The organism is Mycobacterium colombiense (assembly GCF_003284935.1).
In the GTDB taxonomy this organism is placed as follows: Bacteria; Actinomycetota; Actinomycetes; order Mycobacteriales; family Mycobacteriaceae; genus Mycobacterium; species Mycobacterium arosiense_A.
The window spans coordinates 50,272-68,693 of sequence record NZ_QMEV01000011.1; the positions used below are offsets into that span (position 1 = coordinate 50,272).

Annotated in this window: 23 protein-coding genes and 1 pseudogene; 18 read left to right on the forward strand and 6 right to left on the reverse strand. The window is 65.5% G+C overall.

From position 1 onward, the window contains the following. Positions 1-36: 36 nt before the first annotated feature. The 6 genes from DQP57_RS07970 (at position 37) to dnaB (ending at position 4,451) form a co-directional block, all read left to right on the forward strand. Positions 37-678 (forward strand): DJ-1/PfpI family protein, encoded by a 642-nt coding sequence (locus DQP57_RS07970; protein ID WP_112632463.1) that lies wholly within the window; start codon positions 37-39, stop codon positions 676-678. A 134-nt stretch (positions 679-812) separates the two neighbouring features. Continuing rightward, positions 813-1,103 (forward strand): 30S ribosomal protein S6, encoded by a 291-nt coding sequence (gene rpsF / locus DQP57_RS07975; RefSeq protein ID WP_007771721.1) that lies wholly within the window; start codon positions 813-815, stop codon positions 1,101-1,103. Positions 1,104-1,229: 126 nt separating this feature from the next. Continuing rightward, positions 1,230-1,757: a single-stranded DNA-binding protein gene (locus DQP57_RS07980; protein ID WP_112632464.1), complete on the forward strand. Its 528-nt coding sequence runs from the start codon at positions 1,230-1,232 to the stop codon at positions 1,755-1,757. A gap of 43 nt (positions 1,758-1,800) precedes the next feature. Beyond that, entirely contained in the window at positions 1,801-2,055 is a 255-nt protein-coding gene (gene rpsR / locus DQP57_RS07985; protein WP_003874730.1) for a 30S ribosomal protein S18, read from the forward strand. Between the two features lie 30 nt (positions 2,056-2,085). Next, the gene (gene rplI, locus DQP57_RS07990) at positions 2,086-2,544 is read left to right on the forward strand and encodes a 50S ribosomal protein L9 (protein WP_112632465.1); all 459 of its coding nucleotides are present in this window, start codon (positions 2,086-2,088) and stop codon (positions 2,542-2,544) included. A 530-nt stretch (positions 2,545-3,074) separates the two neighbouring features. Beyond that, the gene (gene dnaB / locus DQP57_RS07995; protein WP_112632466.1) at positions 3,075-4,451 is read left to right on the forward strand and encodes a replicative DNA helicase; all 1,377 of its coding nucleotides are present in this window, start codon (positions 3,075-3,077) and stop codon (positions 4,449-4,451) included. A 24-nt stretch (positions 4,452-4,475) separates the two neighbouring features. Here the strand turns inward: dnaB and DQP57_RS08000 are convergent, their stop codons facing one another. The 3 genes from DQP57_RS08000 to DQP57_RS08010 form a co-directional block, all read right to left on the reverse strand. Beyond that, on the reverse strand, positions 4,476-5,507 hold the full coding sequence (locus DQP57_RS08000) for a fused (3R)-hydroxyacyl-ACP dehydratase subunits HadA/HadB (protein ID WP_112632467.1): 1,032 nt from the start codon (positions 5,505-5,507) through the stop codon (positions 4,476-4,478). Positions 5,508-5,608: 101 nt separating this feature from the next. Next, positions 5,609-6,475: a hypothetical protein gene (locus DQP57_RS08005; protein WP_112632468.1), complete on the reverse strand. Its 867-nt coding sequence runs from the start codon at positions 6,473-6,475 to the stop codon at positions 5,609-5,611. A gap of 368 nt (positions 6,476-6,843) precedes the next feature. Continuing rightward, positions 6,844-7,215 (reverse strand): hypothetical protein, encoded by a 372-nt coding sequence (locus DQP57_RS08010; RefSeq protein ID WP_112632469.1) that lies wholly within the window; start codon positions 7,213-7,215, stop codon positions 6,844-6,846. A 106-nt stretch (positions 7,216-7,321) separates the two neighbouring features. Between DQP57_RS08010 and DQP57_RS08015 the strand changes: the two genes are divergently transcribed. From DQP57_RS08015 to DQP57_RS08035, 6 genes are all read left to right on the forward strand, one after another. Continuing rightward, positions 7,322-7,795 carry a GtrA family protein gene (locus tag DQP57_RS08015; protein WP_240631705.1) on the forward strand — a complete coding sequence of 158 codons (474 nt, stop codon included), beginning with the start codon at positions 7,322-7,324 and terminating at the stop codon, positions 7,793-7,795. An 83-nt stretch (positions 7,796-7,878) separates the two neighbouring features. Next, complete coding sequence (locus DQP57_RS08020; RefSeq protein ID WP_112632471.1) at positions 7,879-8,163, forward strand: hypothetical protein; 285 nt, start codon at positions 7,879-7,881, stop codon at positions 8,161-8,163. A gap of 54 nt (positions 8,164-8,217) precedes the next feature. After that, entirely contained in the window at positions 8,218-8,958 is a 741-nt protein-coding gene (locus tag DQP57_RS08025; RefSeq protein ID WP_112632472.1) for an SDR family NAD(P)-dependent oxidoreductase, read from the forward strand. Between the two features lie 99 nt (positions 8,959-9,057). Next, positions 9,058-10,491, forward strand: coding sequence for an FAD-binding oxidoreductase (locus tag DQP57_RS08030; protein WP_112632473.1), 1,434 nt, complete (start codon positions 9,058-9,060; stop codon positions 10,489-10,491). Between the two features lie 111 nt (positions 10,492-10,602). Further along, complete coding sequence (locus DQP57_RS26835) at positions 10,603-10,773, forward strand: hypothetical protein (RefSeq protein WP_165821771.1); 171 nt, start codon at positions 10,603-10,605, stop codon at positions 10,771-10,773. Between the two features lie 177 nt (positions 10,774-10,950). Then, positions 10,951-11,628, forward strand: a complete 678-nt coding sequence (locus tag DQP57_RS08035; RefSeq protein WP_112632474.1) for a Crp/Fnr family transcriptional regulator — start codon at positions 10,951-10,953, stop codon at positions 11,626-11,628. A gap of 24 nt (positions 11,629-11,652) precedes the next feature. Here the strand turns inward: DQP57_RS08035 and DQP57_RS08040 are convergent, their stop codons facing one another. Together DQP57_RS08040 and DQP57_RS08045 are read right to left on the reverse strand one after the other, a co-directional pair. Further along, positions 11,653-12,528 (reverse strand): alpha/beta fold hydrolase, encoded by an 876-nt coding sequence (locus DQP57_RS08040; protein WP_165821775.1) that lies wholly within the window; start codon positions 12,526-12,528, stop codon positions 11,653-11,655. 113 nt (positions 12,529-12,641) lie between these two features. After that, positions 12,642-12,980, reverse strand: a complete 339-nt coding sequence (locus DQP57_RS08045; RefSeq protein ID WP_112632475.1) for a nitroreductase/quinone reductase family protein — start codon at positions 12,978-12,980, stop codon at positions 12,642-12,644. A gap of 161 nt (positions 12,981-13,141) precedes the next feature. Here DQP57_RS08045 and DQP57_RS08050 point away from each other — a divergent pair, with 161 nt between their 5' ends. Beyond that, complete coding sequence (locus DQP57_RS08050; RefSeq protein ID WP_112632476.1) at positions 13,142-13,495, forward strand: UBP-type zinc finger domain-containing protein; 354 nt, start codon at positions 13,142-13,144, stop codon at positions 13,493-13,495. Between the two features lie 80 nt (positions 13,496-13,575). On the opposite strand, the gene DQP57_RS08055 is transcribed toward DQP57_RS08050, so the two are convergent. Further along, entirely contained in the window at positions 13,576-14,427 is an 852-nt protein-coding gene (locus DQP57_RS08055) for a LysR family transcriptional regulator (RefSeq protein ID WP_112632477.1), read from the reverse strand. Positions 14,428-14,596: 169 nt separating this feature from the next. Between DQP57_RS08055 and DQP57_RS08060 the strand changes: the two genes are divergently transcribed. The 5 genes and pseudogenes from DQP57_RS08060 (at position 14,597) to DQP57_RS08080 (ending at position 18,402) form a co-directional block, all read left to right on the forward strand. Continuing rightward, positions 14,597-15,520: a DMT family transporter gene (locus DQP57_RS08060; RefSeq protein WP_112632478.1), complete on the forward strand. Its 924-nt coding sequence runs from the start codon at positions 14,597-14,599 to the stop codon at positions 15,518-15,520. Between the two features lie 100 nt (positions 15,521-15,620). After that, a complete protein-coding gene (locus DQP57_RS08065; RefSeq protein WP_112632479.1) occupies positions 15,621-16,352 on the forward strand; it encodes an esterase in 732 nt (243 codons plus the stop codon). A 26-nt stretch (positions 16,353-16,378) separates the two neighbouring features. Next, positions 16,379-16,816, forward strand: a complete 438-nt coding sequence (locus DQP57_RS08070; RefSeq protein WP_112632480.1) for an SgcJ/EcaC family oxidoreductase — start codon at positions 16,379-16,381, stop codon at positions 16,814-16,816. Between the two features lie 40 nt (positions 16,817-16,856). Further along, positions 16,857-17,447 (forward strand): arsinothricin resistance N-acetyltransferase ArsN1 family B, encoded by a 591-nt coding sequence (locus DQP57_RS08075; RefSeq protein ID WP_112632481.1) that lies wholly within the window; start codon positions 16,857-16,859, stop codon positions 17,445-17,447. Further along, positions 17,444-18,402: pseudogene (locus tag DQP57_RS08080) on the forward strand (dipeptidase). The gene DQP57_RS08075 and the pseudogene DQP57_RS08080 overlap by 4 nt, the downstream one beginning before the upstream one ends. Positions 18,403-18,422 lie beyond the last annotated feature (20 nt).

The following is an 18,422-nucleotide window of genomic DNA, read 5'->3' on the forward strand; positions in this document are numbered from 1 at the left end:
CGATCCCGGCGTAGCCGGGATGGGAGGAATGGCGCCATGATCCAGGTCGCCATCCCGCTCTTTCCGCGATTCACCGCGCTCGACGCGGTGGGGCCATACGAAGTGCTGCAACGCATCCCGTCCATCGACGTCGTGTTCGTCGGGCACCACCGCGGTGAGGTACGCACGGAGAACGGGATGCTCGGTGTCAGCTGCGACGCCACCTTCGACGACGTGGACGCGCCCGACGTGGTGGTATTCCCCGGCGGCATCGGCACCCGACAGCTGATCCACGACGAGACGATCCGGGCGTGGCTGCAGGCGGTACACCCCCACACCCGGTTCACCACCTCGGTGTGCACCGGGGCCCTGCTGCTGGCGGCGGCCGGACTGCTCGACGGGCTCACGGCCACCACGCACTGGCGGGCCGCCGACCTCCTCAACGGTTTGGGCGCCCGGTACGTGCCGCACCGGGTCATCGAGCACCTGCCGCAGCGGATCATCACCGCCGCGGGTGTGTCCAGCGGCATCGACATGGCGCTACGTCTGGTGGAACTGCTCGTCGATCGCGAGGCCGCGCAGGCCGCTCAGCTGCTCATCGAATATGACCCGCAGCCGCCGTTCGATTCGGGCGCGCTCGCCAAGGCCGACGCCGCGACCGTGGCCAGGGCCGACGAATATCTGGCCGCCCGCCAATAGCGAGGTTGCCCGACCGCCCGGATTTTTCTGGTCAGCCCGTAATCCGGTAGCCTGATGCGGTTGCCGACGCAGGCGACCCTCCTGCCACGGATCGTCCGTGGCCGCTTGAGACCAGAGGAGGTGGTGAGGTTTCCATGCGTCCATACGAAATCATGGTCATTCTTGACCCCACGCTCGACGAACGCACCGTTGCCCCGTCCTTGGAGACGTTCCTCAACGTCGTCCGCAAGGACGGTGGATCCGTCGACAAGGTGGACATCTGGGGCCGGCGCCGCCTGGCCTACGAGATCGCCAAGCACGCCGAGGGCATCTACGTCGTCGTCGACCTGAAGGCCGAGCCGGCGACGGTGTCCGAGCTCGACCGTCAGCTGAGCCTCAACGAGTCGGTACTGCGCACCAAGGTGATGCGCACCGACAAGCACTAACAGTCTTGGCTGCGTCGCGTGCTTCTGGTCGGCGCACCTGCTTAGGCTGTGGAGAGCTCAGCGAAAGTACGCTCATGACACCCACCACCCGAGCGGCGAGGAACAGCGTGGACCGAGGAGGAAACTGTGGCTGGTGACACCACTATCACTGTTGTCGGAAACCTGACCGCCGACCCCGAATTGCGGTTCACCCCGTCGGGTGCCGCCGTCGCGAACTTCACCGTGGCGTCGACCCCCCGGATCTATGACCGCCAGAGCGGGGAATGGAAAGACGGCGAGGCGCTGTTCCTGCGGTGCAACATCTGGCGCGAAGCCGCCGAGAACGTGGCGGAAAGCCTGACCCGCGGTGCCCGGGTGATTGTCACGGGCCGGCTCAAGCAGCGCTCGTTCGAAACTCGTGAAGGCGAGAAGCGCACCGTCGTCGAGGTCGAGGTCGACGAGATCGGCCCCTCGCTGCGTTACGCCACAGCCAAGGTCAACAAGGCCAGCCGCAGCGGCGGTGGCGGCGGAGGCGGCGGCTTCGGTGGCGGCGGCGGGGGCGGGGGCTCACGCCAGCAGTCGGCGCCGGCGAGCAGCGCACCGGCTGACGACCCGTGGGGCAGCGCGCCCGCCTCGGGCTCGTTCGGTGGCGGCGACGACGAACCGCCCTTCTGATTTGCAAAAACTTCAGTAATAGAGAACGGAAAGAAAAACAGACATGGCCAAGTCCAACAAGCGGCGGCCGGCTCCGGAAAAGCCGGTCAAGGCACGCAAATGTGTCTTCTGCGCCAAGAAGGATCAAGCGATCGATTACAAGGACACCGCGTTGCTGCGTACCTACATCAGCGAGCGCGGCAAGATCCGTGCGCGTCGCGTCACCGGCAACTGTGTGCAGCACCAGCGTGACATCGCCATCGCGGTGAAGAATGCCCGCGAAGTGGCGCTGCTGCCCTTCACCTCCTCGGCGCGATAACCGCCGAGGGCCTACCGAAAGTACGAAACGATGAAGCTGATTCTGACGGCTGACGTCGACCATCTTGGTGCCGTCGGCGACACTGTCGAGGTCAAGGACGGTTACGGCCGCAACTTCCTGCTCCCGCGCGGCCTGGCGATCGTGGCCTCCCGCGGCGCGCAGAAGCAGGCCGACGATATCCGCCGGGCCCGCGAAACCAAGGCGGTGCGCGACCTCGGGCACGCCAACGAACTCAAGACGGCGATCGAGGCGCTGGGCCCGGTCTCGCTGCCGGTGAAGACCGCGGCCGATTCGGGCAAGCTGTTCGGCTCGGTGACCGCCGGCGATGTCGTCGCGGCGATCAAGAAGGCCGGCGGTCCCAACCTGGACAAGCGGATCGTGCGGCTGCCCAAGTCGCACATCAAGGCCGTCGGGACACACCCGGTGGCGGTGCACCTGCACCCCGAGGTCGACGTCGAAGTCGCGCTCGAGGTAGTCGCGCAGAGCTAAGCACCCGACATTTGCTCGTTCCCGGCGGTGGCCATAATCGGCCACCGCCGGCTTCGTTGTGCTGCGGGCACTCCGCCGCCCAGGGTTGCCAAGCGTCGCGGACGTACGCCCTGGCGAACTAGTTCTGGGGTGCATTCGGGGAGTGCGCTTTACCGTCCCGTAACGCGGGGAAAATATGGCGGAAAGCCAACACGCCCGGGGCAGTAACCTGCGACGACACGCCGTAGAGATTCTTGTCCACACGAAATTGATGGCGTTGTATGGCCGGTAACTGCGCCGATGTCCCACCCCTTTGCATTAATCCACAGGTTCTCCACACCCCGCTCAACACAGGTGTCGACGGATATGCACACACGATGCACAGCTTCATAAACAGCACCCCCTTTGCGTACTCGCCAGCAACGCCTAACGTCGTCCCGGCGCCGGGCGTGCGGGTGCCATGAGGCGCAGATTGTCGGCGTCTTGACTTACCCTCAATATCGAGTATCGAATGTATGTTCGCATGCGTGAATCAGGGGAGGAGGGAATCCGTGGCGGTCGTCGATGACTTGGCGTCGGGCATGGATTCTTCGCCACCTAGCGAGGACTTCGGGCGGCAGCCCCCGCAGGATATGGCGGCCGAGCAGGCGGTGCTGGGCGGCATGCTGCTGAGCAAGGACGCCATCGCCGATGTGCTCGAACGGCTGCGGCCCGGCGACTTTTACCGCCCCGCCCATCAGAACGTGTACGACGCGATCTTGGACCTCTACGGCCGTGGTGAGCCGGCCGACGCGGTGACGGTCGCCGCGGAACTGGACCGCCGCAACTTGCTGCGCCGGATCGGCGGGGCGCCGTATCTGCACACGCTGATCTCTACGGTGCCGACGGCGGCCAACGCGAGCTACTACGCGACCATCGTGGCCGAGAAGGCGCTCCTGAGGCGTCTCGTGGAGGCCGGCACCCGGGTGGTGCAGTACGGCTACGCCGGCGCCGAGGGTGCCGACGTGGCCGAGATCGTCGACCGCGCGCAGGCGGAGATCTACGAGGTCGCCGAGCGCCGGACGTCGGAGGATTTCGTTCCGCTCGAGGATCTGCTGCAGCCGACGATGGACGAGATCGACGCCATCGCCTCCAACGGTGGCGTCGCGCGCGGCGTGCCGACCGGTTTCACCGAACTCGACGAGGTGACCAACGGCCTGCATGCCGGCCAGATGATCATCGTCGCGGCTCGACCTGGGGTGGGCAAAAGCACCCTCGGATTAGATTTTTTGCGGTCTTGCTCGATCAAGCACCGCATGGCCAGCGTGATCTTCTCGCTGGAGATGAGCAAGTCCGAGATCGTCATGCGGCTGCTGTCAGCGGAAGCGAAGATCAAGCTCGCCGACATGCGGTCGGGCCGCATGAGCGACGAAGACTGGACGCGGCTGGCGCGGCGGATGAGCGAAATCAGCGAGGCGCCACTGTATATCGACGACTCGCCGAACCTGACCATGATGGAGATCCGGGCCAAGGCGCGCCGGCTACGGCAGAAATCCGACCTGCGTCTGGTCGTGGTCGATTATCTGCAGCTGATGTCGTCAGGCAAGAAGGTCGAGTCGCGGCAACTCGAGGTGTCCGAATTCTCGCGTCATCTCAAGCTTTTGGCCAAGGAGCTCGAGGTGCCGGTCGTCGCGATCAGCCAGCTCAACCGCGGTCCCGAACAGCGCACCGACAAGAAGCCGATGTTGTCGGACCTTCGTGAGTCGGGATCGCTGGAGCAGGATGCGGACATGGTGATCCTGCTGAACCGGCCCGACGCGTTCGAGCGCGACGACCCGCGCGGGGGAGAGGCGGATTTCATTCTCGCCAAGCACCGCAACGGCCCCACCAAGACGGTCACCGTCGCGCACCAGCTGCATTTGTCGCGGTTCACCAACATGGCCCGGTGATCTGGCCGCTGCTCAAAAGAGACGTCAGCGGAAACGGATGTTCAACGTCGCCAGGCCAAATATCTTGCGGCCAGCCGACTTTGCGCCGACGAGCACGACTCCGCTGCGGGTTTCGGGGTCCAGTGACTTGATCCGGCCGCTGTATTCGATATCGGCGCCCTCGGTGGCCGACACGATCACGGGTTGGGACAGCCGCACCGCGTAGCGGGTAACCGCACCGGGATCGCCTGACCATGCCGAGCCGAATCCGGCGCCCAACGCCATGGTGAGCATGCCGTGGGCGATCACGTCGGGCTGGCCCGCCAATTTGGCGAGGTTCTCGTCCCAATGGAGCGGGTTGGCGTCGCAGGCCACCCCGGAGTAGTTCACCAGGTCGCCACGCGACAGTCGGGCGTGGCGGACCGGTAATTCGTCGCCGACCTTGACGTCATCGAAGGATCGCGTCCCCGGGGTGCGGGTCGAGCCGCCGTGCGCGATCCGCACCTCGTCCGCCGGGCGCACCGTCTTTTGGTAGTCCGCTTCGGAGTAGTCGATTCCGGCGAGGTTCACGTCGTGCATCATCACTTGCTCCGCGACGCCTCTGATCGCCGGATCGACATCCTCGGCGGTGACGCCCACGACGGTGGTGTGCAGGGTGTGCACCCGCTCGCCGGCGGTGTCGGTGAACGTGTTGGTCACGGTGATCAGGTCTCTGCCGGCGATCCTGCGCACCGATGACAGTTCGACGTCAATGTGCAGCTCGTCGCCCGCCACGATCGGCCGGTGCTGCTCGAAGACTTCTTCGGTCTGAAGGTACATCTCGTAACCGATGACCACCGACTCGAACAGGTGCCGATTGGCTGCCATGGCCGGGGCCGACGTGAACGTCAGCGGCGCCACCAGGTCCGAATATCCCAGTTGAGCGGCGGCGTCGAGTTTCCAGTGCGCAGGGTGATAGTCCTGCACGGCACGGGCGAACTCGCGCACCTTCTCGCGGCCGACCTGGTAAGTGTCGTCGATCCGGTAGTAGTGGCCGACCCGCGCTTCGAGTGCCGACGCTTCTGCTGCTGTTGTCATGGATTGCCCAACTTTTCTGTCGGCCTGTTCACGGAAGCCGACCTACGCACACTAACGCGGCGCCACCAGGCCACCGGAGGCCGCAACGCCCGCGACGCCCGCTAACTCACCAGCGCTCGCCGCGCGAGGAACAACACGAGCAGAACAATCAGCACCCAATTGCTGACCGCATGCGCGGCGGCGGACTTGGCGACCGCACGTCGTCTCACCTGATCAACACGGTCCCGGCTGGCTGTTATCTGATACCCGAGGTTGTCGGCCCATTCGTTGCGTCGTCGCTCATTTTCCATCCGCACGCGTTCACGTTCTCTCTGCAATTCCGCCGCGGCGTCGGGGTGCTGACCGAGGTTGGCGGGCGGCGCGGGGTAGGGCAGACGTTCGTACTTGGGCATCTCTTGCGCCGCTGCCAGCTCCGGCCCGAGTGCCGCAATGGCACGCAAGTACACCATTAGGAAATACAGCCCGCTGATGGTCAGCGCCAAGCAAGCCGCGATCGGAATTCCCGCCCAAAAGTGGGTCAGCCCGAAGGCGACTTGCCTCGTCACTTTGCGGCGGACACCTTGCCGTTCGGCCCTATCGCGAAACGCCAGCTCTTCGGCATGGGCTAACCACGGAACCACAGCGGCCGCGAGGATTGGCACCGCAACCCCCACGACTTTCCAGATCAAACCGCTCTGTCCGGTCTGTGCGAGAGTGACGTTGCCGCTATTGCCCAGCATCCGCCACCAACCCCAGCTGAGCAGCGGAAAAACGTTGACGAGCGCGACGTAGACAGCGACCACCACGGTGAGCTGGCCAATGGCCCCCGGAATCATCCACCAGCGCATCGCCATAACTGTTCGGCGATAGTCCTGGCGGAGACGCTCGTGCCGGACCACGCCGTGAAGCGACCGCAACAGGCTGGCAGCAATAAATGCTACGACGGCGACCGTCAGGACGGTCGCCGTCGTTCCGTGCAGCATCGTCACTCTGTCATTGTGACAAGCGCGACCGATACTTACGGATCGTTTATGGTGTGGCCCCGGGGATCGTCGCTGGACGTAGACTTTCCGGTTATGAACAAGGTTACGAGAGTCTTGTTTACGCTGTTGCTCGCCGCCACCGTCTCAACAACGTCGGTGAGCTGTGTACCTCCCTACTGCCCGCTCACCGGCGGCCCGGCCGTCATCTGCTAGTCACCGGCGGCCGCTGACGCGGTGAAACGCTCGCCGCAACGATTAGCCAACCCGTCGGGCCGGCACGCTCTCTTCGGAGCGCCGTGATGACGTGTGTAGCCGCGCCGCGCTCAGCGCACCATCGGCTATCGGATGCGAATCATGTTGGCAGGACGGCCGATTCAAAACGCCATGTCGTAGCAGACCCAAAGTAACGGGCCGACGAGGATCAGCGCCAGCAGCGTCACGCCACCGATGAGCCGCCACGCGATGGTCGAGCGAAAAATCACCGCCGTCAGCGCCGAAGCGGTCGACAGGACGACTAACACGGCCGCGATGACGATCTCGGTGCGCGCTGACTGCACCGCGGATTCGGACAGCGGTGGAAAGAACCCGGCTTCCAATCTGAACGCGACAGCGCGATTGCTCTCGGCCGTTAGCAGCAGCAGGAGCGCCAACATCATGGTGCCCAGACCGAACAGCGACAGGCATGCCCCAAAGACATTGCGGTTCGCCGGATCTATCGGGCCCGTGTAGTGGGGCATCTCGTCCACAACCCGAATGGTAGGGCTTGACGCAAGCCGACGGGAACGATGCGCGGTCGGCCGAAGTTGGCCAACTGATCATCTAGTGGATACCTGGTCATGGCACCGTATTCGGGTGCGAGCGGAACCCTCGGTCAACCACTCACGTCTGGCCGGCCGGTTCCATAACTGGTGCGAGGCGGTTGTCGGTCGGCTGCCGGGCAATCTGAGGGTGGTCGTCGCGCCGACGTTCGTCGGGTTCTGTGTGATCAACGGCTTCACCTTCGGCCTCGATCTAGCGATCCTGACGGCCTTGCGCAGCGGGCTTGCCCTTCCGGTGCCCCTCGCCGTGACGATTGCCTATGGATGCGCCTTCACGCTCAGCTACATCCTCAATCGCATCTTCAACTTTCGGTCCCACGCCCCGGTCGGCCCGCAGCTCGTGACCTACGCCGTGGTGGTCGTCGTCAACTATCTGGCGTTCATCCTCGGGGTGACCACGGCGCTCGCGGCCGCCGGAGTTCACTATCAGCTGTCGCGCCTGGCGGCGGGCAGCTGTGAGGCGGTGTACATGTACAGCGCGATGAGGTGGGTCGTCTTCCGGCGCTGACCGGCGCACCGACCCCGCACTTGGTGGCCGAGGTGTGGCCTGCGCGTGACCTCCTCGCAACGGCGACAAAGGACGCTCGACAGGTGACGGTAATCGCGGTCATCGCCGCGCTGGCGGTGGCAACGTGCCTCGGCTATTGGGTCGGACGGCGGGCGGCTTCAACGCCGCCGAGCTGGAAGAAACGTACGAGCCGGATCGCACTGAGCAAGCAGGCCATCAACCTGCTCGCGATGATCACCGTGCGCCGCATCCGGCGACGCGTGCGGGCCGAGCGGATCGTCTCCGACGTCGCCGCCAGATATGGCATGAGAATAGTTGCGCCCCCGCATCTTCGACGCGGTGCCGTGGTGCGGTTGCGCTCCTGGTAGAGCCCACCAACTAGTGTGCCGAATCGACTGTCACCAACATGGACGGGAACTGGCATGGCTGCACTACAAGACAAAGTCGCGTTGGTGACCGGGGCGTCGTCGGGCCTGGGCGCAGAAACCGCGAAGTTGTTCTCCCGCCAGGGCGCAACGGTTTTCGGCATCGGCCGCGATGCCGGACGCTTAGCCGACGTCTTCGCCGATATCGAGCGCGGCGGCTTTGCGTCGGTGGACATCGGATCGGTGCAGGCCTGCCGGGACGCCGTCGAGCAGTGCGTGCGTAACTTCGGTGGGCTCGACGTCCTCGTCAACGTCGCCGGGCGACACCAGATGCGCCGTACGGAGTCGATGACCGACGACGACTGGGACCAGGACCTCGCGGTCAACCTCAACGGACCGTTCTACCTGTGCAGGGCCGCCCTGCCCCAGTTGCTGGAGCGCGGTGGAAACATCGTCAATGTCAGCTCCATCGCCGGCGTCGAGGGCCAGGCCTACTCGGCCGGCTACTGCGCCGCCAAGCACGGCCTGATCGGCCTCACCCGCGCGTTGGCCGTGGAATACACCGCGGATCGCTTGCGCGTCAACGCGGTATGTCCAGGCGGAATGCTCACGCCGCAGATCGAACAGTTCAGTGCGCCAGACGATCCCAACTACGACCTGATCATGCGCACGACCTCACCGCGCGGCATGATGCAACCCCTCGACGTCGCCAACGTCATCGCATTCCTCGCCAGCGACGCCGCCGCCGCCATCCACGGCGCGGTCTATCGGGTCGACAACGGCAAAGGCGCCGGGTAACGGTTCGAGCACGTTTGGGTCAACCTCCGACACGTCGTGCGGCACCGCGATTCTCGTGGTTGACAATTCGGGGCATGAGGCAATCGCGGGAGCCCGACGATGGCGCGTGAAATCTCGCGTCAGATGTTTTTGCGGGGCACCGTCGGAGCGTTGGCCGCCGGTGCGGTGCTCGGCGCACCCCGGGTGGCCGCCGACCCGAGACCCACCGGTTGGGAGGGACTGTCCACGGCCCTCGGCGGCAAGGTGGTGCTCCCGGATAGCCCCCAATTCGCCGGAGCCAAACAGGTTTTCAACACAAACTACAACGGGTTGACGCCGGCGGCGGTCGTCACCCCGACATCGGCGACCGACGTGCAAAAGGCGATGGCCTTCGCTGCCGCCCACAACCTGAAGGTCGCCCCGCGCAGCGGCGGACACTCCTACATCGGCGCCTCGACCGCGAACGGAACCATGGTGCTCGACCTGCGTCAACTGCCCGGGGACGCCAACTACGACGCCGCGACGGGACAGGTCACGGTGACGCCGGCCACGAGTCTGTACACGATGCATCGGACGCTGGCCGCGGCCGGCCGCGGCATCCCAACCGGTACGTGCCCGTCGGTCGGCGCCGCCGGGCACGCACTCGGCGGCGGCATGGGGGCCCAATCCCGGCACGCCGGCCTGCTCTGCGACCAGCTGACGTCGGCGTCGGTGGTGTTGCCCAACGGCCAGGCGGTCACCGCGTCCGCGGCCAGCAACCCCGACCTGTTCTGGGCGCTGCGCGGCGGCGGTGGCGGCAACTTCGGCGTCACCACCGCGCTGACCTTCGCCACGTTCCCCACCAAAGACGTCGACGTCGTCAACCTCAACTTCCCGCCGCAGTCGTTCGCGCAGGTCCTCGTCGGTTGGCAGAACTGGCTGCGCACCGCCGACCAGAACAGTTGGGCGCTGGCGGACGCCACCGTCGACCCGATGGGTGTGCACTGCCGCATCCTGGCGACCTGCCCGGCCGGGTCCGGCAACAGCACCGCGGCCGCGATCACCCAGGCGGTGGGGGTGCAGCCGTCGGGCACCGAGAACCACACCTTCAACTACCTGGACCTGGTGAATTATCTGGCCGTCGGCAATCTCAACCCGTCACCGCTCGGATATGTCGGCGGATCCGATATCTTTGCCACCGTCAACGCGGGCGTGGCGCAGGGGATCGCCGCGGCAGTCAATGCCTTTCCCCGCGGCGCCGGGCGCATGCTCGCCATCATGCACGCGCTGGACGGTGCCCTCGCCACGGTGGCGCCCGGAGCCACCGCCTTTCCGTGGCGCCGTCAGTCGGCGTTGGTGCAGTGGTATGTGGAAACGGGTGATCCGGCGGCCGCAACCAACTGGCTCAGCACGGCACATCAAGCCGTGCAACAGTATTCGGTCGGCGGCTACGTGAACTACATCGAGGCCAATCAGTCGCCGTCGCGCTATTTCGGCCCGAACCTATCGCGACTGAGCGCCGTGCGGCAGAAATACGATCCCGGCCGGGTCATGTTCTCGGGGCTGAACTTCTAGCGCCCAAATGCCGACCCCGCCACGCGTCCGGCGGCCAGTTGACACTCAATGGTTAGACCGGCTTGGCACGGGGTACTTCCAGTGTGTCTTTGGCAAGTAAGGGGTTGGCGAATGGCAATCGAGCACGGTCGCGCACGGTGCCCGCGGTGTATGGCGTGGGCGCAGTACCGGTTCCTCGAACGCGATGGCCACAAGCTCGAGTATCAGGTAGGTTGCGATGCGTGCGGAAACCTGTACTCCGAGGTGACCATCGCATCGACCATCACCACGCCGGCGGCGTAAGCGGCCCGTTCGGTTCCCGAAACGGCGAGTTGTGTCACGCCCCGGCCCGGGGGCCTGACCTGCCACGTTACGAATCTGGGACCTGGTGTAAAGTCTGGGCAGCGAGCCAAGACGCCCCCACTCTGGAGCAGCGCCTAGCGCGCGCAACGCCGTGCGAAACGCGTTGAAAGGGGCGGCGTGAACGAAGTATTGGCGCGAGCGGGGATCTTCCAGGGGATCGCCCCCGGCGCGGTCGATGCGTTAGCTCGCCACCTGGAGCACGTGTCGTTCCCGCGCAGGCGCACCGTCTTCGTCGAGGGCGAGCTGGGCGACGACCTTTACGTCATCTTGTCGGGCGCGGTGAAGATTCGCCATCAGACCGCGGACGGTCGCGAAACCGTCTTCGCGGTGCTGGGTCCCGGGGACGTGTTCGGTGAGCTGGCGCTCTTCGATCCCGGCCCGCGGACCTCCACGGTGATCACCCTGACCGAGGTGGAAGCGGTCAGGATGGACCGTCGCGCGCTGCGGACATGGATCGGCGAGCGCCCCGAAATTGCCGAGCAGCTGCTGCGGGTGCTGGCGCGCCGCCTCCGCCATACCAATAACACGCTGTGCGACCTGATCTTTACCGATGTGCCCGCCCGGGTAGCCAAGCAAATCCTCGACCTGGCAATGCGTTTCGGCACCAGCAACGGGGGCTCGGTGCTCGTCGAGCATCACCTCACGCAGAAGGAACTCGCCCAACTCGTGGGCTCGTCGCGCGAAACCGTCAACAAAGCGTTATCGGACTTCACCCAACGCGGGTGGATACGGCAGCAGGGCAAGGCCCTCATCATCGACCAACCCGCGAAACTGGCCCGGCGCGCCAGGGCCTGACGGCCCGCGTAAGACGTTCGCGCCCTAGGTGATCGACCAAAATTCGAGCAAGGTCCGCAAGGTCGCGACGAGGGGGAGGGGCTGGTCCAGCATCGGATGGTGGCCGGCCAAAGCCAACTCGACGAATGGGCCACGCAGCTGAAGCAGGGAACGGATCCGTTCGGCCATCGCGGGCGGCACCAACCCTGCCTCACACCGCAAATAGCCTACCCGGCAACGCATTGCGGCCAGCATGGTCTCCAGCGATTCCTCGTCGGCCGGTGTCGGTTCGAGGAACTCACCGCCGTAGATCGCCGGATCGAACTTCCAAATCCATCCATCACCGGTTTTGCGGACCGACTCGGAAGCTATGTGCTGTCGGACGTAGGGCAGGAGCAGATCCTGCGCGGGCACCGCGGTGAAGCGGGCCAGGATCTCATCTTTCGTCCGGTACTGGGTGTGCTTGTGCCTGCGCAGCCGGCCTTCCTCCGGGGCGCGCTCCCACAGCGGAGAGTCGATCACCAGCATGCTGTTGATCTGGGGGCTGTGGTGCATCGCCGCCGTGGATACGACCCAACCGCCCATGCTGTGACCGATGATGGTCGGTCGCCCGGCTGGACCCGCGGCCGCCGCGGCCGCCATCACTTCGCTTGCCCACGTACGCAAGTCGTAGCTGCTACGCGGCTCGCTGTCACCGTGCCCGGACAGATCCGGTGCGATCACCCGATGGGTGCCGACCAAGAACGGCGCGATGTGATCCCACCAACCCGAGTGCCCTCCGCCACCGTGGACGAGGACCACCGGAGGTTGGTCAGCATCACCCCAGACGCGCAAATGTATGCGGCAACCGTCGACGTCGACGTCGAGGTGCTCCGGCTGGTGATCCAGTGCTGTGGTGAACCAGGATGGCGTGATCGGCATCTGGCGCCAACGGGAAAACAGTTTCCGACCTCCGAGGACTCAAACGCCTTGTGTTGGTGCGGCTTCCGCCCGGCGCCGGCGACGGCGGTTCGCCCCGGTCAGCATGGTGGAGATCAAGAATTCGCCCCGGTGAGCCGCACGGTCACGGTTACGCATCCTTTTTCGTCCTGTCGGGCGACGGCATGTCCAGCGCGATCGGCCCCGTCGAGGCGCAAGGTCAGGGGCCAGCCGCTGTTCAGAAAGTTGCGCCACCACGTCTTCGCATCAGGCATGCCGACGCCGATGACGATGTCGTTTCCGGAACGTCGGTAAGACACCGGGATGCTGAAGGTGCGCCCGGAGCGTCTACCCGTATAGGTCAGCATGGTGATGTTGCGGTTGAGCAGACTGCCGAAGCGCCGGGAGTCGGCCAGCGCCGCGATCGGCGCATTGAAAACGGGCGCGGCGCGCATCACGAGGCGACCAAGTTGGTTTAAACCCACGTGAAGAGTATCGCAGCAAACTCCCGCGAGTAGTTGACCGCAGCGCTGTGCGAGGCCGGCCGCAGAGACAGGCGAGTAGCATCCCCGCACAGATGCTCTAACAGCTGCCGTGCACGAGGGAGGGCGTGCCAATGACTGCTCCTGTCGACCCTTCGGTGCCGCCCAGCGGTAGGGGCTGCGTCGAGTGCGACGAGACCGGTGGTTGGTGGGTGCACTTGCGGCGTTGCGCGGCCTGCGGGCATATCGGTTGCTGCGACGACTCCTTCTCTCGCCATGCGACCAAGCACTGGCAGCAGACCGGTCATCCGATCATCCGTTCGTTCGAGCCGGGTGAGGATTGGTTCTGGAACTACGAGGCCAACGACTACTACGAGGGTCCCGAGCTCGCGCCGCCCGAGTGCCGCCCCGAAGATCAGTCGGTTCCCGGGCCGCGCGGCCGGGTTCCCCACAACTGGTTCGAACTGCTGCGCCATCGCGACGGCTGACGCGGCTGCTGCTCCCCGGTTAACGGGTTCCTCGCGCCGCGATTACACCGACAACATCTGCCTCAAGCGGCCACGCCGAATCACGTTGCGGCGGCCAGCAAGTCGCGCACCGCAGCGTCGACCGTTCCCAGCAGGTTGGGGTCGATGCCGGCACGGCCGCGCACCAGGATCGAGGCGCTGTTGGCGGACGGCAGTCCCTCGGCCGGGCTGAGCCCGTCGGGGAATTTGCCGATCATCGGCAGCAGCGCCACCCCTAGCCCCGACCGCACCGCCGCGTAGAGGCCGGACAAATCGCCGCACTCGGCGGCGATCTCATACCCGATGTGGTGGCTTTCCAGAATTGCGAAGGCCGGCTCGCGCAATGTGCACGGCTCGGCGAAGATCACCAGCGGCAGCGGTTCTCGCGGCGAGTGCGTCAGCGTGCGCGCTGAAACCCATTGCAACTGAACGACTCCCGATGCATTAGCGCGATCCAGTCCCGCCCCGTCGAGCATGATGGCCAGATCGACCACACCGCGATCGATCGAATCGGCCAGCGACACGTTGCGGTCGAGGCGGAAGCGCACCCGCAGGTCAGGGAGACGCTCACGCAACACTCTGGACAGGCCTGCCAGCATCACGTCGGCGCCGTGTTCGGTGGCGCCGATGGTCAGGACCTTGTGCTCGGTCGCACCCAGGTCCTCGAGCGCGTTGTCGTGCGCCGCCAATATCGCGCGGGCATGTCGCAGTGCCTTCTGGCCGACCTCGGTGAAGGCGACCCCGCGTCCGGAGCGTTGGACTATCGGTTCGCCGACCACCGCCTCGATCCGGCGCAGATGCTGGCTGACCGCGGACTGGCTCAGGTGCAGGGCGGCGGCGGCACGATGGAAACCGCCGCAGTCGGCGACGGCGACGAGGCTGCGCAGCGGCGCGATATCGAGCACCTGGGCCATAGCCACACTGTAATCCGATCGCAGCAGCTAATCAATCAGCGGTATCTAAGGGCGAATAGGCGTGCCACGTCGCACCTCCGATAAGGTTTCGCGATCAATCCCGATCGCCAATAATCGTTGGACTGCGTCGGTCGATCACGCGAACATTGGGGGCATGCCTCTGCCGCGCATGCCGGTGATCACAGCCACGGCGGTGACGTTCTTCTACGCCCTCGGATATCCGATCGGCACCCTGGCGGTGACCGCCATGACGCCAATGGCCGCCCTGGTGCTGCGGTTCAGTTTGGCCGCAATGATTCTGGCGGCCTGGTCGATCGTGGCCAGGGCCGGCTGGCCACGCGGCGCGCAGTTCGGCCACGTCCTGGTGACGGGCCTGCTGATCCAGGGGGTGCAGTTCTGCTGCCTGTATGAGGCTGTCCAGCTCGGGGCTCCGGCGGTGCTGTGTGCGGTGGTGATCGCGATGAATCCGGTGGCCACCGCGATCCTGGCGGCAACGTTCCTGCGGGAACCGCTCGGCACCATGCGCGCGGTCGCGCTGGTGCTCGGCGTCGTCGCGGTGCTGGCCGCCTGTTCGCGAAGGCTGATGAGCACCCACGGCGTCGACCCGGTCATCGTGTTGCTTGTCGTTGGGTTGCTGGGGCTTTCAGCGGGCGGTGTCTATCAACAGCGATTCTGCAGCGGCGTCGACTTTCGGGTGATGAGTGCCATGCAGAACGCCGTGGGGCTGCTGCCCGCGTTGGCCTTCGCGATCGTCACGCCGTTCACCGTGCACGATGGCGTCAAGGCGGTGATCGCGGTCAGCGGCATGGTGCTGTTGAATGCCACGCTCGCGGTGAGCCTCTACGTGCGGGCTATCAATGCCCACGGCGCAACGGCGGTGGCGATGCTGTTCGCGATCATTCCCGCCGTGGCCGGAGTGTTGTCGTGGATCATCCTGGATCAACGCCCCGATGCGGGCATCGCGGTCGGCCTGGTGCTGGGCGGGCTCGCATGCTGGATCAACACCAGGGCTTCCGGCCGGCGCCGACCGGCGAAGGCAAGCACGCCCACCGCCACGCCGGCGCAGGCCGAGCTGCAGGACGCGCCGCGCTGAGACCACGAGGGCCTTGCCTGCGGGGCCGTCGCCGATAGCTTGTCGACCATCCGTTCATCCCGCGCGCCGATCTGTGAGAATGCATCCTGCGGAATAGGCGATGGAGGCGTGGGTGAACTTTGGCAGCGGGCGTCGTACCGGATGGCGGTGGGTCGCGGCGGCAATCTTTGCATCGGCGGCCGCGTTGACGTGCCCTACCGTCGCCCACGCGGACGCGCAGCTGTGCAACCCGGCGAGCGTCGATGCGAATCAAATGTGTCACTTCCACGCCTCGGGTCCACTGTCGGACATCAGCATGGTGTTTCCGGCGAACTATCCCGATGAGCAGGCGATGATCGGCTATCTGAACAAGGTCACCGACGACTTCGGCAATGCCCGCGGACCACTGAACACGCTGAAATCGCCGACTGCGCTGAAGGTCACCGGCACCCGGTACAGCTCGGGCCCCCAGGCGACAGGTACCCAATCGGTCGTCACCGAGATCTATCAGAACCTCGGCGCTGCCCACCCGCTGGTGTGGTACCGATCCTTCAACTTCAATCTGGCCAACCAGCAGCCGATCACCTTCGACGCGTTGTTCCGGCCGGAAACTCAACCGCTGCAAACAATCATGCCGATCGTGCAGAAGACGCTGGCAGACCGGTATCGGGCGACGGTGTCGATTCCGCCGGCAACCGGACTCCAGCCGACCAACTACCAGAGTTTCGCGATCACCAATGACGCGATCGTGTTCTTCTTCGATCAGAACGCGTTGCAGCCGGCGATGGAGGCGACGCAAGTATCGGTGCCGCGCAACGCGATCGCGTCGATGATCAACCCCGAGATCGCCTAGCCGGATTACCCAACTGCGGAGGCATCATGACAAGCGGTGACCAGCGCTCCGACGAGCAGGCCATTCGGGCACTCGTCAACCAGCAGGTAAAGGCCTGGGCCGCAAGCGATCCCGCGGGCTACGCAAGCGTCTTCACGACCGATGCGGACTACATCACCTTTCTGGGCAGCCAGCACGTGGGGCGCGATGCCATCGCGGCATCGTATGTTCCGCTGTTCAGGAAGCTCCTCAAGGGAACACAGCTGCGGGTAGACATCACCCGAGTCCGATTCCTCACCCCCGACATCGCCCTGATCCACGCGAACGCGTCGGTTCTCAGAGCGGGACGCCGGCCAAACCGCCGCAACGCCCGCGTGAACACCAGCGTGGCCGTGCGGACGGACGGTCGCTGGCAACTCGTCGCCTCGCAAAACACCGCACGCCGGTGGCTCGCCGAAAAGCTCATGACTAAATTGTTTTCCTGAACATCACCGCCCTACTAGCGTGGTGGGCATGAGGGTGCGAATGGCCACGCCGCAGGATGCAACCGCGGTGGCGCAGAGCTATCTGCCGTATGTACGCGACACGGCGATCTCCTTCGAGGCGACGCCCCCAGGTGCCGAGGAGATGCGCTCCCGTATCACCACGACGCTGGCGCGTCTGCCGTGGCTGGTCACCACCGACGGTGACGGCATCAAGGGCTTTGCCTACGCCAGCCCGCACCGGGCGCGCGAGGCCTACCGTTGGTCCGTCGACGTCTCGCTGTACCTAGACGAACAAGTTCACCGCCAGGGCCACGGCCGCAGGCTATACGCCGCGCTGTTCAATGTCCTTGCCGCGCAGGGCTATGTCAGCGCGTATGCGGGCATCGCGCTACCCAATGCCGCCAGCGTCGGCTTGCACGAGGCGCTGGGCTTCACCGCCGTCGGCACCTTCCGCGGCGTGGGGTTCAAACACGAAACGTGGTGGGACGTCGGCTGGTGGCAGCGCCGGTTGCTCGAACCGCCCCCGGCACCGCGGGAACCGTTGGCCTGGTCCGAGCTACCCGATAATGCCGTCCGCTCGGCCCTCGCCGCGCACCCGGATGGCGGTTCCACGGCAGGAAGCGCTCGATGACCACGCTGCTGTGGGACCAGCACACGTGTCTACCGCTCAAGACGGACGCCGACATCGACCCGCTGACCCGCTACCAACGTGGCGCTGGCACATTGCTTTCGGTCAACGCCGGCTATTCACCGCACAGCTTCAGCGATGCCGCGGCGCTCTTGCGGCACTATCGTGACGCGATCGCGGGCCACCCCGACCTCGTATTAGCGACCACCATCGCCGATGTGGACGCCGCGACGGTGGCGGAGCGCATCGCGGTGGTGTTCGACCTGGAAGACTCACGCCCGCTCGACGACGATCTCGAGAATGTGCAAAGGCTGGCCGATCTCGGCGTACGCACGCTGTTGCCCACGTATAACAACGCGAACCGCGCCGGCAGGGGGTGCCTCGACCACACCGATGGCGGCCTGACCGCGTGGGGCCGTGCCGTCATCGCCGAGCTGAACGCCGCCGGCATCGTCCCGGATGGGTCGCATTGCAGCGCTCGCACCGGTCTCGATATGTGCGAGGTATCTACGGGACCAGTCATTTACAGCCATTCGTGCATGCGAACACTCTGGGATCACCCCCGTGATATCACTGACGATCAGGCGCGGGCCTGTGCGGAGACCGGCGGTGTCGTCGGCATCACCGATGTCGGCATCTTCCTGGGGCCCAACACCCCCCACCCTGGAAGCGATGACACGGCATCTGGAATATGCCGTCGGCCTGATCGGCGGCGAGCACGTCGGGATCAGTACCGACTTCTCCTTCGACGCCGCCGATTTCAACGACGAACTCGAACGCAATCCCGAGCTGTTCGATGAACAGCTACACCCGTTGGGGTCCAATCCAGTGGATGGCGCCCGAAACATTCCTGATGCTCGGCGCGCACCTCCACCGCAGGGGATGGAGCCCCAGCGACATCGATGCCGTGCTCGGCGGAAACTTCTACCGGGTGGCTCGAGGCGCCTGGCGTCCTTGAGCATGAAGGGCCTCGAAGGG

Bases quoted from the DNA above. Each gene is read 5' to 3' on its own strand.
- DQP57_RS07970 (WP_112632463.1), top strand. From the start codon at position 37: ATGATCCAGGTCGCCATCCCGCTCTTTCCGCGATTCACCGCGCTCGAC.
- rpsF (WP_007771721.1), top strand. From the start codon at position 813: ATGCGTCCATACGAAATCATGGTCATTCTTGACCCCACGCTCGACGAA.
- rpsR (WP_003874730.1), top strand. From the start codon at position 1,801: ATGGCCAAGTCCAACAAGCGGCGGCCGGCTCCGGAAAAGCCGGTCAAG.
- rplI (WP_112632465.1), top strand. From the start codon at position 2,086: ATGAAGCTGATTCTGACGGCTGACGTCGACCATCTTGGTGCCGTCGGC.
- DQP57_RS08000 (WP_112632467.1), bottom strand. From the start codon at position 5,507: ATGACAACAGCAGCAGAAGCGTCGGCACTCGAAGCGCGGGTCGGCCAC.
- DQP57_RS08025 (WP_112632472.1), top strand. From the start codon at position 8,218: ATGGCTGCACTACAAGACAAAGTCGCGTTGGTGACCGGGGCGTCGTCG.
- DQP57_RS08030 (WP_112632473.1), top strand. From the start codon at position 9,058: ATGGCGCGTGAAATCTCGCGTCAGATGTTTTTGCGGGGCACCGTCGGA.
- DQP57_RS26835 (WP_165821771.1), top strand. From the start codon at position 10,603: ATGGCAATCGAGCACGGTCGCGCACGGTGCCCGCGGTGTATGGCGTGG.
- DQP57_RS08040 (WP_165821775.1), bottom strand. From the start codon at position 12,528: ATGCCGATCACGCCATCCTGGTTCACCACAGCACTGGATCACCAGCCG.
- DQP57_RS08045 (WP_112632475.1), bottom strand. From the start codon at position 12,980: ATGCGCGCCGCGCCCGTTTTCAATGCGCCGATCGCGGCGCTGGCCGAC.
- DQP57_RS08050 (WP_112632476.1), top strand. From the start codon at position 13,142: ATGACTGCTCCTGTCGACCCTTCGGTGCCGCCCAGCGGTAGGGGCTGC.
- DQP57_RS08055 (WP_112632477.1), bottom strand. From the start codon at position 14,427: ATGGCCCAGGTGCTCGATATCGCGCCGCTGCGCAGCCTCGTCGCCGTC.
- DQP57_RS08060 (WP_112632478.1), top strand. From the start codon at position 14,597: ATGCCGGTGATCACAGCCACGGCGGTGACGTTCTTCTACGCCCTCGGA.
- DQP57_RS08065 (WP_112632479.1), top strand. From the start codon at position 15,621: ATGGAGGCGTGGGTGAACTTTGGCAGCGGGCGTCGTACCGGATGGCGG.
- DQP57_RS08070 (WP_112632480.1), top strand. From the start codon at position 16,379: ATGACAAGCGGTGACCAGCGCTCCGACGAGCAGGCCATTCGGGCACTC.
- DQP57_RS08075 (WP_112632481.1), top strand. From the start codon at position 16,857: ATGGCCACGCCGCAGGATGCAACCGCGGTGGCGCAGAGCTATCTGCCG.